This window comes from Serratia sp. AXJ-M, from assembly GCF_046531865.1.
Classification (GTDB): Bacteria; Pseudomonadota; Gammaproteobacteria; order Enterobacterales; family Enterobacteriaceae; genus Serratia; species Serratia liquefaciens.
This window is the reverse complement of the sequence record NZ_CP059394.1, coordinates 3,099,210-3,113,781: the sequence shown is the minus strand read 5'-3', so window position 1 is coordinate 3,113,781 and position 14,572 is coordinate 3,099,210. Positions and strand designations below refer to the sequence as shown.

At 56.7% G+C, this 14,572-nt stretch carries 8 protein-coding genes; 6 read left to right on the top strand and 2 right to left on the bottom strand.

Annotated elements, in window-relative coordinates:
- Positions 1-98 precede the first annotated feature (98 nt).
- Entirely contained in the window at positions 99-4,070 is a 3,972-nt protein-coding gene (putA, locus tag H0S68_RS14560; RefSeq protein WP_410528797.1) for a trifunctional transcriptional regulator/proline dehydrogenase/L-glutamate gamma-semialdehyde dehydrogenase, read from the bottom strand.
- A 556-nt stretch (positions 4,071-4,626) separates the two neighbouring features.
- Here putA and putP point away from each other — a divergent pair.
- From putP to phoH, 6 genes are all read left to right on the top strand, one after another.
- Positions 4,627-6,111, top strand: a complete 1,485-nt coding sequence (gene putP, locus H0S68_RS14555; RefSeq protein ID WP_046373267.1) for a sodium/proline symporter PutP — start codon at positions 4,627-4,629, stop codon at positions 6,109-6,111.
- Positions 6,112-6,359: 248 nt separating this feature from the next.
- Positions 6,360-7,205, top strand: a complete 846-nt coding sequence (gene efeU, locus H0S68_RS14550; RefSeq protein ID WP_410528796.1) for an iron uptake transporter permease EfeU — start codon at positions 6,360-6,362, stop codon at positions 7,203-7,205.
- Between the two features lie 18 nt (positions 7,206-7,223).
- Positions 7,224-8,360 carry an iron uptake system protein EfeO gene (efeO, locus tag H0S68_RS14545; RefSeq protein ID WP_142815047.1) on the top strand — a complete coding sequence of 379 codons (1,137 nt, stop codon included), beginning with the start codon at positions 7,224-7,226 and terminating at the stop codon, positions 8,358-8,360.
- An 11-nt stretch (positions 8,361-8,371) separates the two neighbouring features.
- On the top strand, positions 8,372-9,670 hold the full coding sequence (efeB, locus tag H0S68_RS14540) for an iron uptake transporter deferrochelatase/peroxidase subunit (protein ID WP_410528795.1): 1,299 nt from the start codon (positions 8,372-8,374) through the stop codon (positions 9,668-9,670).
- A 201-nt stretch (positions 9,671-9,871) separates the two neighbouring features.
- Complete coding sequence (gene pqqU, locus H0S68_RS14535) at positions 9,872-12,016, top strand: TonB-dependent receptor PqqU (RefSeq protein WP_410528794.1); 2,145 nt, start codon at positions 9,872-9,874, stop codon at positions 12,014-12,016.
- 683 nt (positions 12,017-12,699) lie between these two features.
- Positions 12,700-13,485 (top strand): phosphate starvation-inducible protein PhoH, encoded by a 786-nt coding sequence (gene phoH / locus H0S68_RS14530; protein ID WP_020827477.1) that lies wholly within the window; start codon positions 12,700-12,702, stop codon positions 13,483-13,485.
- 217 nt (positions 13,486-13,702) lie between these two features.
- On the opposite strand, the gene H0S68_RS14525 is transcribed toward phoH, so the two are convergent.
- Positions 13,703-14,572 (bottom strand): dimethyl sulfoxide reductase anchor subunit family protein, encoded by an 870-nt coding sequence (locus H0S68_RS14525; protein ID WP_410528793.1) that lies wholly within the window; start codon positions 14,570-14,572, stop codon positions 13,703-13,705.

The window sequence follows — 14,572 nt, the reverse complement described above, 5'->3', positions numbered from 1 at the left end:
TAGAAAGGGTGCAGACAATAAAAAACCCTGCACGAATGCAGGGTTTGCGGGAGGGTTCGCAGATTAAGTGACCTGCGGCGGTCATCCAGTCAGACGGATTACCCTATGGTCATCAGGCTGGCGTTACCGCCGGCAGCTGCGGTATTGACGCTCAGCGAGCGCTCGATCAGCAGGCGTTCCAACAGAATATTGGTTTCGCCGTGAGCAAAGCCCTGCACTGAAACGATCGCGCCGCTGCGCTGGGCGATTTGCTCGCACAGGGTGCGCAGCTGATCGGCGTCGCCATGGTAAATGGCGGCATCGAACTCCACCTTGTCCTGCTGCCAGTCTTTGCTGAAGCTGATGCTGGCCTGAACCGCCGCCGGCAGGCGGCGATACAGGGTGCGTTGCAGCTCGGCTTCCGGCCACAGCACGCTGCTGCCGACGGCCAGTACTGCAGCCAACTGCGTCAAGGCATCGGCCTCGTTATCGGCCAGGCAGAGTACGCGCTCACGCGGCAACAGGGCATAGGTATTGCGCTCGCCGGTAGGGCCAGGCAGTGGACGTAGGGTACCGCCCTGGCCCAGTTCGGCGTAGCGTTGCGCCAACGTCACCAGATCGCGCTGGTTTTCGGCAATCGCCCATTGCTCCAGTGCCTGATGGGCTTTGAGCAACTGTGGCCGCGCGGTGGCTTCCAGCGGGCGTTCTTCGTCCTGGCGGTGCAGGGTGCGTTGCACCGCATCATCCGGGCGGTTGGCCAGCAGGCGATACAGGTACAGCGGGCCACCGGCTTTAGGACCTGTGCCGGACAGGCCTTCGCCACCAAATGGCTGCACGCCGACCACGGCGCCAACCATGTTGCGGTTAACGTACAGGTTGCCCACCTTGGCGCGTTCGGTCACGCGGGCGATGGTTTCATCAATACGGGTGTGAACGCCCAGCGTCAGACCATAACCGGCGGCGTTGATCTGATCGACCAGCGACTCCAGATTGGTGCGTTGGAAGCGGACCACGTGCAGCACCGGGCCGAAGATCTCTTTTTGCAGCTCGTCGAAGCTGTCCAGTTCGATCAGGGTTGGCTTGATAAAGGTGCCACGGGACCACTCTTTCTCATCCTGTACGTTGCCTTTCGCGGCCTGATAGACCTTACGGCCCTTGGCGCGCATCGCCTGAATATGACGTTCGATGCCGGTTTTGGCCTCGGCGTCGATCACCGGCCCGATATCGGTCGACAGGCGTTCCGGGTTGCCCATGCGGCATTCGGCCATCGCGCCGCGCAGCATTTGCAGCGTGTGTTCCGCCACGTCTTCCTGAATGCACAGGATACGCAGGGCGGAGCAGCGTTGGCCTGCGCTGTCGAATGCGGAGGCGACCACGTCAGTCACTACCTGTTCGGTCAGAGCGGAAGAGTCGACGATCATGGCGTTCAGACCACCGGTTTCGGCAATCAGCGGCGTTGGACGACCTTGCGGATCCAGACGGCCTGCGATGCTGCGTTGCAGGATACCGGCAACATCGGTCGAGCCGGTAAACATCACGCCGCGAACCCGAGCGTCATTAACCAGAACCGAGCCGACGCTTTCGCCCTGACCCGGCAGCAGTTGCAGCACGCCTTGCGGAATGCCGGCTTCCAACAGAATGCGCACCGCCTGTGCGGCGATCAGCGGCGTTTGCTCTGCCGGTTTGGCCAGAACGCTGTTGCCTGCCGCCAGCGCAGCGGCAATCTGACCGGTGAAGATGGCCAGCGGGAAGTTCCACGGGCTGATACACACCACCGGGCCCAGCGGACGGTGGCTGTCATTGGCGAAATCATCGCGCACCTGACCGGCGTAGTAATGCAGGAAGTCGACCGCTTCGCGCACTTCGGCGATGGCGTTGTTAAAGGTTTTGCCCGCTTCGCGCACCAGAATGCCCAACAGGCTTTGCAGTTGGCCTTCCATCAGTTCGGCGGCGCGCTCAAGAATGGCGGCGCGCTCGGACGGCGGGGTGGCAAACCAGATTGGACCGGCGGCAGCGGCGGCGTCGAGCGCCCGGCTGACTTCACCTTCGGTGGCTTCACGCACGTAACCGACTACGTCGCCAGGCTCGGCAGGGTTAATGACCGGTTGCTCCACGCCCTGATCCAGCTCGGCGTCAATAATCGGCTCTGCGCGCCAGGGTTGAGTTGCGCTGGTCAGCAGTGCGCTGGACAGAGACGCCAGACGCTGTTCGTTCGACAGGTCCAGGCCGCTGGAGTTGATGCGCTTGGTGCCATAGAGTTCACGCGGCAACGGAATGCGTGGGTGCGGCAGACCAAGTTGACCTTCGCTGGCGGCCAGGGCTTCGACCGCGGTGACCGGATCGGCAACCAGTTCGTCGAGCGGCAGGGTGGCATCGGCGATACGGTTAACGAACGAGGTGTTAGCGCCGTTTTCCAGCAGGCGACGCACCAGATACGCCAACAGCGTTTCATGGGTGCCGACCGGTGCATAGATGCGACATGGACGGTTCAGCTTACCGTCGGCCACTTTACCCACCACTTGTTCGTACAGCGGTTCGCCCATGCCGTGCAGGCACTGGAACTCATACTGGCCAGGGTAGTAGTTGTTGCCCGCCAGATGATAAATCGCGCTCAGGGTATGGGCATTATGGGTCGCGAACTGCGGATAAATCAGGTTCGGCACCGCCAGCAGTTTGCGGGCGCAGGCCAGGTAGGAAACGTCGGTGTAGACCTTGCGGGTGTAAACCGGATAGCCTTCCAGCCCGTCCATTTGGGCGCGTTTGATTTCGCTGTCCCAGTAGGCGCCTTTCACCAGACGGACCATCAGGCGACGGCGGCTGCGTTGTGCCATGTCGATGACTGCATCGATGGCGAACGGGCAGCGTTTCTGATAGGCCTGGATCACAAAGCCGATACCGTTCCAACCGGCCAGCTGAGGTTCGAAGCACAGCTTTTCCAGCAGGTCGAGCGAGATTTCCAGGCGATCGGCTTCTTCAGCGTCGATATTGATACCGATGTCGTATTGGCGCGCCTGCAGGGTCAATGACAGCAGGCGAGGGTAAAGCTCTTCCATTACGCGTTCGTACTGCGCGCGGCTATAACGCGGGTGCAAAGCGGACAGCTTGATCGAAATGCCCGGGCCTTCATAGATGCCGCGGCCGTTCGACGCTTTGCCGATCGCATGGATTGCCTGCTGGTAAGACACCAGATAGGCCTGCGCGTCGGCTTCGGTCAGGGCGGCTTCACCCAGCATGTCGTAGGAATAACGGAACCCTTTGTCTTCCAGCTTGCGGGCGTTGGCCAGCGCTTCGGCGATGGTTTCGCCGGTCACGAACTGTTCGCCCATCAGGCGCATCGCCATATCCACGCCTTTACGGATCAGCGGTTCGCCGCTTTTGCCGATAATGCGGTTCAGCGAGCGTGACAGGTTGGCTTCGTTATGGGTGGATACCAGTTTGCCGGTGAACAACAGGCCCCAGGTGGCGGCGTTAACAAACAGCGATGGGCTACGGCCGAGGTGAGAATGCCAGTTGCCGTTGCTGATTTTATCGCGGATCAGCGCATCGCGGGTTGGCTTGTCTGGAATGCGCAGCAGGGCTTCGGCCAGGCACATCAGCGCCACGCCTTCCTGTGAAGACAAGGAGAACTCTTGCAGCAGCCCTTGCACCATACCGGCGCGGCCATTTGCACTCTTTTGGTTACGCAACTTCTCGGCGATGTCGTAAGCCATCTTGTGGGTGGCTTTGGCAAGATCGGCAGGTAATCGCGCCTGTTCGAGCAACATCGGCACCGCTTCAGTCTCAGGGCGGCGATAGGCCGCGGTGATGGCTGCGCGATTAACCGACTGCGGCAGAATTTGTTCTGCAAATTCAAGGAATGGCTGGTGGGACTCTTCCTGCACTTGCGGCATAATGTCGTCCGCTTCGGCCTGGCCGGCAGCGGCAAGTGCTGGAATTTCAGGGATATCGGAACCGTTCTCGAGACGTTCGAGATAATTAAAAATGGCCTGCTTGATCAGCCAGTGCGGCGTGCGATCGATACGCTGTGCGGCGCTTTTGATTCGCTCGCGAGTGGCCTCGTCGAGTTTCACGCCCATTGTGGTAGTGCCCATGCCAATCCAACTCCTGTGTTAAGAACCTATCCCATCAGGCTATACAAACTGCGGGCCAGATAGGCTGCTGGGATAGGTTCGTGCGTTGTGTGCTGTGATGAATGCAAACAATATCCTGCATGTTGCAACTTTGTGCAACCGTGTTAAATCAGGCGGATGAACGAAGTGTGAGTTCCATCGATTTTTTAACATCAATAATCGGCATGGTTCTTGCTCTGCCAGTGGGGTGGTATGTCGAGGGGCGGTCGTCTGCACGCGTTAACCCCAGCAATATCAGGGGTAACGTTGAATTAGTATGAGGTGCAACTCTGTTTTTGAATGCGGGGTGTAACCTTGCAGGTGGTTAAATGTGACGCAGGGTAAACTTTGTGTAACTTTGTTGTTAAATGTCTTGTTGGATAATCAACAGGTCAACTAGGATAGCCGACGGTCAGACAATTGCGGGGGGAAACTATTTTCACTCGCGGGAGTGTCCGCTTTTCGCCACGTTCCGGCGAATTGGCAAGCAGTAACTATCGCAATACAGCGCGAAATAATAATGAGAGTGGAGAATTTCATGACAATGAGCACACCAATGCTGGTCACCTTCCTGGTGTATATCTTCGGGATGGTGTTAATCGGCCTACTTGCCTACCGGGCAACCAATAACTTTGACGACTACATTCTGGGCGGTCGTAGCCTGGGCAGCGTGGTGACCGCGCTCTCTGCCGGCGCATCGGATATGAGCGGCTGGTTGCTGATGGGCCTGCCGGGCGCCATCTTCCTGTCCGGCATCTCTGAAAGCTGGATTGCGATAGGCCTGACCATCGGCGCTTACCTTAACTGGAAGCTGGTGGCGGGGCGGCTGCGTGTTCATACCGAAGCCAACAATAACGCCCTGACGTTACCGGATTATTTCACCAGCCGTTTTGAAGACAACAGCAAGCTGCTGCGGGTGATCTCCGCCATTGTCATTCTGGTGTTCTTCACTATCTATTGTGCTTCCGGCATCGTCGCCGGTGCGCGTCTGTTCGAAAGCACCTTTGGTATGAGCTACGAAACGGCGCTGTGGGCCGGCGCTGCGGCCACTATCCTTTATACCTTCATCGGCGGATTCCTGGCGGTGAGCTGGACCGACACCGTCCAGGCCAGCCTGATGATTTTCGCGCTGATCCTGACGCCGGTGATTGTTATCTTTGCTGTCGGCGGCATCGATACTTCGATGCTGGTTATCGAAGCGAAAAACCCGGCCAATATCGACATGCTGAAAGGCCTGAACTTTGTGGCTATTCTCTCGCTGCTGGGCTGGGGGCTGGGTTACTTCGGTCAGCCGCACATTCTGGCGCGCTTTATGGCGGCCGACTCTCACCGCACTATCCGCAGCGCACGTCGCATCAGCATGACCTGGATGATCCTGTGTCTGGCGGGCACCATTGCCGTCGGCTTCTTCGGTATTGCTTACTTCGCCAATAACCCGGACCAGGCGGGCAACGTGTCGCAAAACGGCGAGCGCGTGTTTATCGAGCTGGCGATGATTCTGTTCAACCCGTGGATCGCCGGCATTTTGCTGTCGGCAATTTTGGCGGCGGTAATGAGTACCCTGAGCTGCCAGCTGTTGGTGTGTTCAAGTGCGATTACCGAAGATCTGTACAAAGCCTTCCTGCGTAAGGGCGCCAGCCAGCGTGAGCTGGTATGGGTAGGGCGCATCATGGTGCTGGTGGTGGCGTTAGTGGCTATCGCGCTGGCGGCAAACCCGGAAAACCGCGTGCTGGGTCTGGTGAGCTACGCCTGGGCCGGCTTCGGCGCTGCCTTCGGTCCGGTGGTGCTGATCTCGGTCATGTGGTCACGCATGACACGTAACGGCGCCCTGGCCGGCATGCTGGTTGGCGCAGTAACGGTGATCGTCTGGAAACACTTCGCCTGGCTGGATCTGTATGAAATCATCCCGGGCTTCCTGTTCGGCTGTATCGCCATCGTGGTGGTGAGCCTGATGGGGCGTTCTCCTTCCGCCACCATTACCGAGCGTTTCGATCAGGCGGAAGCCGAATTCAAAACCGTTTAATCTCTCGCAACGCGAGTCAAAAAGGCGCTTAAGGCGCCTTTTTTATTTCATCCTCCCAGGTTTTTCGTCTTCTTGCGGAAACAACTGGCGACATTTGATTAGAAAAAATCACCCTTGGCGCTCTTGTATTTCTTTCAGCCAGAATGATAATCACTATCGTTGTGTTTTACTTTTCTTTACATTGGCGCTGCCGTCATTTCTGACGTGCGGGCGCTTCGCAGCAGATGCCTTTTTAGGGGTTATTACTTATGTTTGTTCCCTTCCTTATCATGTTCCGTGAGGGGCTGGAGGCGGCGTTGATCGTCAGCCTGATTGCCAGCTACCTGAAACGCACGCAGCGGGGTCAATGGTTAGGCGTGGTATGGATAGGGGTGATTGTTGCCGCCGCTCTGTGCCTGGCGCTCGGCATCTTCATCAATGAAACCACCGGCGAATTCCCGCAAAAGCAGCAAGAACTGTTCGAGGGCATTGTCGCGGTGGTAGCGGTATTGATCCTGACCTATATGGTGTTCTGGATGCGTAAGGTCTCCAAATCGGTCAAGGTGCATCTGGAAGGCGCCATCGACAATGCGCTCAACTCCGGCAAAGGTCAGGGCTGGGCGCTGGTAGCGATGGTGTTTTTTGCCGTGGCGCGCGAAGGGCTGGAGTCGGTGTTCTTCCTGCTGGCGGCTTTCCAGCAAGACGTGGGGATTGAAGCCCCGATAGGTGCGGTGCTTGGTCTGGTGGCCGCCATTGTACTGGGCATGATGATTTACTGGGGCGGCGTGAAGCTGCAACTGGCCAAATTCTTCAAATGGACCAGCCTGTTTATCCTGTTCGTTGCCGCCGGCCTGGCCGCCGGGGCGATCCGCGCCTTCCACGAAGCCGGGTTGTGGAACCACTTCCAGGACATCGCGTTTGATCTGAGTAACCATCTGTCGACCCACTCCCTGTTTGGCACCCTGCTCGAAGGCATCTTCGGCTACCAGGAAACGCCAACGGTAAGCGAAGTGGCGGTCTACTTCTTGTATTTGATCCCAGCACTGATTTTCTTTTTCCTGCCGCAGCGTGTGGAACCGGTCGCGGTTTCGACGCAACGTAAAATCAATCATTAATTTAATAGGGAATCTTGTATGTCTACTCCGTTATTCCGCCGCAAGGCTTTGCACGCAGCATTACTGGCTCTCCCGGCGTTCGCGCTGAGCATTGATGCCCTGGCGGCGGACGTGCCGCAGGTAAAAATTACCGTTAACGACAAACAGTGTGAGCCGATGCAACTGACGGTGCCGGCCGGTAAAACCCAGTTTGTGGTGCACAACACCAGCCAGAAAAACGTGGAGTGGGAAATTCTGAAAGGGGTGATGGTGGTGGAAGAGCGTGAAAACATCGCACCGGGCTTCACCCAGAAGATGACCGCCAATCTGGAAGCGGGCGAATACGACATGACCTGTGGGCTGCTCAGCAATCCGAAAGGCAAGCTGACCGTGACCGCGGCGGCCGGTGCTGCCACCGACGGTAAACCGAACGCCATGGATTTGGTTGGGCCGATTGCTGAATACAAAGTCTACGTCACCAAAGAAGTGGAAGGGCTGGTCAAACAGACCAAGCTGTTCACCGATGCCGTGAAGGCCGGCAACGTGGCAGAAGCGCGTAAACTCTATGCGCCGACCCGTCAGCATTACGAGCGAATTGAGCCGATCGCCGAGCTGTTCTCCGATTTGGACGGCAGTATCGACGCCCGCGAAGATGACTACGAGAAAAAAGCGGAAGATCCGAAGTTCACCGGTTTCCACCGGCTGGAGAAAGCGCTGTTTGCCGACAACACCACCAAAGACATGAACCAATACGCCGATCGGCTGTACAAGGACACCCTTGAGCTGCAAAAACGCGTGACCGACCTGACCTTCCCGCCAAGCAAGGTGGTGGGCGGCGCTGCGGGCCTGATCGAAGAAGTGGCGGCGAGCAAAATCAGCGGTGAAGAAGACCGTTACAGCCGCACCGACCTGTGGGACTTCCAGGCCAACGTAGACGGCGCGCAAAAAATCGTTAACCTGCTGCGCCCGCTGTTGGTCAAGGCCAACAAGCCGTTGCTGGACAAGATCGACGCCAACTTTAAAACCGTCGATACCATTCTGGCGAAATACAAAACCAAAGATGGCTATGAGTCTTACGAGAAGCTGACCGATGCCGATCGCAACGCCATGAAAGGGCCAATCACCACTCTGGCGGAAGATTTGTCACAGCTGCGTGGCGTTCTGGGTCTGGACTGAGGCAAAGCATCATGAGTAACAAGATCGGCCCGGAAAACGGGCCGCATCCACAAACGCAGGGCGCGGCGTCACCGTCGCGCCGTCGTTTATTGCAGGGATTGGGGCTGGGCGTACTGGCGCTGGGCGGCAGTCGTCTGACCCAGGCGGCAGATAAAACGGCGGAACCGCTGGCGGTCGCCAAGGATGAACGCTGGCAGAAGCAACCGTTCTACGGCGCGCACCAGGCCGGGATCCTCACGCCGCAGCAAGCGGCGATGATGCTGGTGGCCTTTGACGTGCTGGCCAGCAACAAGCAGGATTTGGAGCGGCTGTTTCGGCTGTTGACCAACCGCATTGCGTTTTTGACCACCGGCGGCAAAGCGCCGGAAGTGGATCCCAAGCTGCCACCGCTTGATTCGGGCATCATGGGGTCGGAGATCTACCCGGACAACCTGACCATCACCGTGTCGGTCGGAACCTCGCTGTTTGACGAGCGTTTCGGTCTGCAGGCCCACAAGCCGCTGCGGCTGCAAAAAATGACGCGTTTTCCCAACGACTCGCTGGACGCCAGCCTGTGCCACGGCGATTTGGTGTTGCAGATTTGCGCCAATACCAATGAAACCGTGATCCACGCGCTGCGTGACATCATCAAGCATTCGCCGGATCTGCTCAGCGTGCGCTGGAAGCGAGAAGGGTTTATTTCCGCCCACGCCGCACGTAGCAAGGGCAAAGAAACGCCAATCAACCTGCTGGGCTTTAAAGACGGCACCGCCAACCCGAAAACCGACGATAAACCGCTGATGGATCAGGTGGTGTGGGTGGCTGATAACGCCGGGGAACCGGCATGGGCGGTGGGCGGCAGCTATCAGGCCGCGCGTATTATCCGTTTCCACGTGGAGTTCTGGGATCGTACTCCGCTGCAGGAGCAGCAAACCATCTTCGGCCGCGAAAAGCACAGCGGTGCGCCGCTGGGCATGAAGCATGAACACGACGAGCCGGACTATGAGAAGGATCCCGAAGGGAAGATGATCCCGATGGATGCGCATATCCGCCTGGCAAACCCGCGCACCCCGCAAACTCAGAGTAATTTGCTGCTGCGCCGGGGTTATAGCTATTCGATCGGCGTGTCCAACTCCGGCCAGTTGGAAATGGGGCTGCTGTTCGTGTGCTACCAGGCCGATTTGGAGAAAGGTTTCCTGACGGTGCAAAAACGTCTGAACGGCGAGGCGCTGGAAGAGTACGTCAAACCTATCGGCGGCGGTTATTTCTTTGCGCTGCCAGGGGTCAAAGACAGCAACGACTATCTGGGCAGCGGCTTGCTGAAAGCCTGAGCCTCACTTCACCAGGCGGGGGTTCCCCGCCTTATTTTTTAATCAACAGCCGTTAATTAAAATCAACCCTGGGCTTGCGAAATCGAGAGCTCCGTCTTTAATTAGGCTAACTATTTTCATTTTTTGTTAAAAGCATTAACATATCGGCCATAACGTTCCAAATGGTTCATATTTTCCGATCCCTTTAACGGCATTCTCCTGATGAAAAGCACTCATAAAAACCGGTTGGCGGTTTCAGCTCTGGTTATCCCTGCCTTACTGCCTGTCTGCGCCCTGGCGCAGGACAAGGATAGCGAACAGACCATGGTGGTCACGGCCAAACGCAGCGGCCTATCCGAACTGTCCACCCCGGCTGCCGTCAGCGTGGTGAATGGCGATCAAATCCGTGAGGCCAGACCGCAGATCAACCTGTCGGAAAGTCTGGGCAGCGTGCCCGGCCTGCAAATTCAGAACCGCCAGAACTACGCGCAGGATCTGCAGCTTTCGGTGCGGGGCTTTGGTGCACGTTCAATGTATGGCGTGCGCGGCGTACGTATTTATGTCGATGGTATTCCTGCCACCATGCCGGATGGTCAGGGCCAGACGTCGAACATTGACCTTAACTCGGTTGAAAAGGTGGAGGTGCTGCGCGGGCCGTTTTCCGCCCTCTACGGCAATGCCTCTGGCGGCATGGTGAATGTGGAAACCGAAACCGGCCAGCAACCTGCGCGCCTTGAAGCCAGTTCGTACTTTGGCAGTTACGGCACCTGGCGTTATAGCGTCAAGGCGACCGGGGCAACCGGCGACGGCACCCACGCCGGTGACGTTAACTACACTATTTCCGGTACCCGGTTCACGACACAGGGCTTTCGCGATCACAGCGGCGCGCAGAAAAACCTCGGCAATGCCAAGCTGGGCGTACGCATCGACGATGTCAGCACCCTGACGCTGTTGTTCAACAGCGTCGATATTCACGCCAATGACCCGGGTGGCCTGACGAACGCGGAATGGCACGATAATCCGCGCCAGGCGCCGCGTGCCGACCAGTACAACACCCGTAAAAGCACTTCGCAGACCCAGGCCGGGTTGCACTATGAGCGCCAGATGGGGGCCGATGACGACCTGAGCATCATGATGTACGCCGGTGAGCGCGAAACCACCCAGTACCAGTCGATCCCGGTTGCGGTGCAGCAGCGTAGCGCCCAGCATCCTGGCGGGGTGATTGACCTGACGCGCCATTATCAGGGGATTGATACCCGCTGGACGCACCGCGGTGAGCTGGGCGTACCCTATACCCTGACCGGCGGGTTGGACTATGAAACCATGACCGAGCAGCGTAAAGGCTATGAAAACTTTACCCAGGTTAACGGCGTAACCGAGTTGGGCACCCAGGGGGCGCTGCGCCGCAATGAGCGCAACCTGATGTGGAACCTGGATCCCTATCTGCAAAGTTCGTGGCAGTTGACGCAAAAACTGACGCTGGATGCCGGCATGCGTTACAGCACGGTCAATTTCGACTCCAACGACCACTACGTGACCAGCAGCAACGGTGATGACAGCGGTAACGCCAGCTACCATAAATGGTTGCCGGCAGGCTCGCTGAACTATGCGGTGATGAGTGGCTGGAACCTGTATCTGTCCGCCGGTCGCGGGTTTGAAACCCCGACCATTAACGAACTGTCGTACCGTTCCGGCGATCAGGCTGGGCTTAACTTCGGTTTACAGCCTTCGACCAGTGACACTGTTGAGTTGGGTAGTAAAACTCGCATTGGCAACGGCCTGCTGACCGCCGCAGTATTCCAGACCGACACGCGTAACGAAATTGTGGTGGATGAAAGCAGCAACGGCCGCACCAGCTACAAAAACGCCGGGCAGACCCGCCGACGCGGGCTGGAATTGGCGCTGGATCAGCAATTCGCCTACGATTGGCGAGTGCAGTTGGCCTGGACACTGTTAGACGCGCGTTACCGCGATGATGTGTGCGGCGACAGCCAGTGTTCAGAAGCCAATAAGGTGCCAAGCGGCAACCGTATGCCGGGTATTGCGCGCAATATGGGCTATGCCTCATTGGTCTGGTCCCCACCTGAAGGGTGGTATGCCGGTGCGGAGGTACGTTACATGAGCGATATCGAAGTTAATGATGCCAACACTGAACAGGCTCCGGCCTATACCACCGTGGGTTTAAATACAGGCTATCGTTATCCAATGGGGAACTGGATGCTGAATGTTTTCGGTCGGGTGGATAACCTGTTTGACCGCCAATACGTGGGGTCGGTGATCGTCAATGAAGGCAATGGTCGTTACTACGAACCGGCTCCGGGAAGAAACTGGGGCGGCGGGGTAAGCGTTTCTTATACCTTCGAATAACGCTAAACAGCGTTACCGACGCAATCAAAGAACGGCAGGGCGGGAGCTTTCCCGCCTTTTTTATTTATAAATTTGGGGCGATGTGCAGGTTTTTGTTTGTGCAAAATTTAATCAGGAAACCGAAATGTCATCCGCGTATTTTAATCATAACAGCATGATATCTAACGTGATAAAAATTTTATTGAATGACGTAATCGGCGTGATATAGTGTTCTTGCGGCGCCTAAAAACAAAAAAGATTAAATTTTTTTACATTTTAGCAGCGTGCGCGGTTTGAATGTCATTATACTGTAATCATCTGGCGGTAGTTTTCACAAGGTGCACAGCTCGAAGCTGTAAATAACACTGCGGGGATCGCTAATGGTAAAGTCCTTGGTTGGGCTAGAAAGAAAAAATAACAGTTCTTCCCTGATGACTCGTTGTAACGAGGGCTCTCTCTCCGACTCTCTTTTTCTGACCAGACCGCACTCCCGTTATCACAAATTCCTGTCACTTTTCTCTCTCGTTTTAATTATGCAATCGCGTTGTCCCGTGAAAAATCGGCGTGCCGAAATGCCCGTCGGATATTCACTTTTTCTATTGGCTATCGTCGGCTCAAAAGGGAGCCAAACCCGCATCTGTATGTGAAACATAATCGCACGGCCAGGCCGTTGCGGTAGGTGAAACAAACTGTAAGGTGCCACTATGAGACAAAAAGCAGTGATCAAAGCACGTCGTGAAGCGAAACGCGTTATTCGCCGTGACGCTCGTAGTCATCGCCAGCTGGAAGAAGAATCCGTAACCTCGCTGGTACAAATGGGTGGTGTTGAGTCTATCGGCATGGCACGTGACAAGCGCGATAGCTCCCCCATTCTGGCTCGAACCGAAGCTCAGGGTCATTACTTAATAGCCATAGACAAGAAGCAGTTGATATTTGCCACCGGTGAAGCCGGCTGCGGCAAAACATTTATCAGCGCTGCGAAAGCGGCAGAAGCCCTTATACATAAAGAAGTGGATCGGATTATCGTTACTCGTCCGGTTCTGCAGGCGGATGAAGACCTCGGTTTCTTGCCGGGGGATATCTCTGAGAAATTCGCCCCTTATTTCCGTCCGGTGTATGACATTCTGGTGCGCCGTTTAGGATCGTCCTTTATGCAATACTGCCTGCGCCCGGAAATCGGCAAGGTGGAGATCGCGCCTTTCGCTTATATGCGCGGGCGTACTTTCGAAAATGCGGTGGTTATTCTGGATGAAGCCCAGAACGTTACCGCCAGCCAAATGAAGATGTTCCTGACCCGTCTGGGTGAGAACGTCACGGTCATCGTCAATGGTGACATCACCCAGTGCGACTTGCCGCGCGGCGTGAAGTCCGGCCTCAGCGATGCGATGGAGCGCTTCGAAGAGGATGAAATGATCGGCATCATCCGCTTTGATAAACAAGACTGCGTCCGCTCCGCCTTGTGCCAGCGTACGCTCAACGCCTACAGTTAACCCCTGCCCGTTCACAAAAGGCCGCCTCGGCGGCCTTAGTCTGATGACAAACACCCGAAAAGCGTGGTTTTCGGGTGTTTGGGGTAAATCAGAAGAGATAATCCTTTGTTTTTATTAGTCCCCAGATCGGGACTTTTAACTGCAAAGGACTTTGTCAGCAACCTGAGGCCGCCTCGGCGGCCTTTTTCTTGCCTTGAATATCAGCGCAGCCGCAACATTAAAACCAAGGGTATTGGCTCATGACGCCGGCGTAAAACAGCATTCGGCCACCAATACAGGCTGAGAGCAGCGTCAGCATCAGTGCGACCGCCACGCCAACGTTCAGAACCGGCCGTTGGTACAGATAGGCCGCCAATCCGCTGCCGGTAATCAGCGCGCCAAAAATAAGCCACCCCATTAGACCCGAGCCAAAAACGGTGACGGCGCTGGCGAGCATTTTCCCTTGCTGGTTGAACCCGGCGCTGTAGCCCAGGATCACGACTAACAGCAATACCACGCCGCATAAAATACCTGTCGGCAACGCGACGGGGAGCCACCTTTCGCGATCATTTTGAGCCGCATTGAACACGCTGAGCCGCAGCCCAAGGGTGGTAAACCCCAGCAACAGGGCCGTGGCGATAAAACCGAGGTGGGTGAGCGGCGAATGCCAAAGAGGGTGACTCGCCATCTGGTAATAAACCTGTGCGGAAACCAGGATTGCAGCCACGCCAGCTCCCGATGCCAGCAGGCTAACCTGGCGAATCAGCCTGGGGTTTGAGTTAAAGCGAAACATCATGGCGGCCCAGATGACGACCACCGCGTTCAGCAAGGCGAAAGCGATGACTTCCCGGCTGAGCCAGGAATGGCCGATCCCCAGAATCGCTCGATAGGCGCCGGTGGGTGAACCCAGATGCAACAGCGACAGCACGGAGCCGAGGATATTGATCGCCACAATCCCTAACGCCAGCTGTCGCAGGACATTTAAGCGCTTTTCGTCGCTTAGCCAGCTCGGCTGCGCCAGAATCAATACCGTGATGGCTACGATAGTGCCGACCGTCCACTGACAAAACACGGTAAAAAAGACCAAGGGAAGTTCATATTCAGACAT

What these genes read in the sequence shown, in the direction of transcription:
- efeO (WP_142815047.1), top strand. Translation starts at nt 7,224, where the DNA reads ATGTCTACTCCGTTATTCCGCCGCAAGGCTTTGCACGCAGCATTACTG.
- H0S68_RS14525 (WP_410528793.1), bottom strand. Translation starts at nt 14,572, where the DNA reads ATGTCTGAATATGAACTTCCCTTGGTCTTTTTTACCGTGTTTTGTCAG.
- efeB (WP_410528795.1), top strand. Translation starts at nt 8,372, where the DNA reads ATGAGTAACAAGATCGGCCCGGAAAACGGGCCGCATCCACAAACGCAG.
- putP (WP_046373267.1), top strand. Translation starts at nt 4,627, where the DNA reads ATGACAATGAGCACACCAATGCTGGTCACCTTCCTGGTGTATATCTTC.
- putA (WP_410528797.1), bottom strand. Translation starts at nt 4,070, where the DNA reads ATGGGCACTACCACAATGGGCGTGAAACTCGACGAGGCCACTCGCGAG.
- efeU (WP_410528796.1), top strand. Translation starts at nt 6,360, where the DNA reads ATGTTTGTTCCCTTCCTTATCATGTTCCGTGAGGGGCTGGAGGCGGCG.
- phoH (WP_020827477.1), top strand. Translation starts at nt 12,700, where the DNA reads ATGAGACAAAAAGCAGTGATCAAAGCACGTCGTGAAGCGAAACGCGTT.
- pqqU (WP_410528794.1), top strand. Translation starts at nt 9,872, where the DNA reads ATGAAAAGCACTCATAAAAACCGGTTGGCGGTTTCAGCTCTGGTTATC.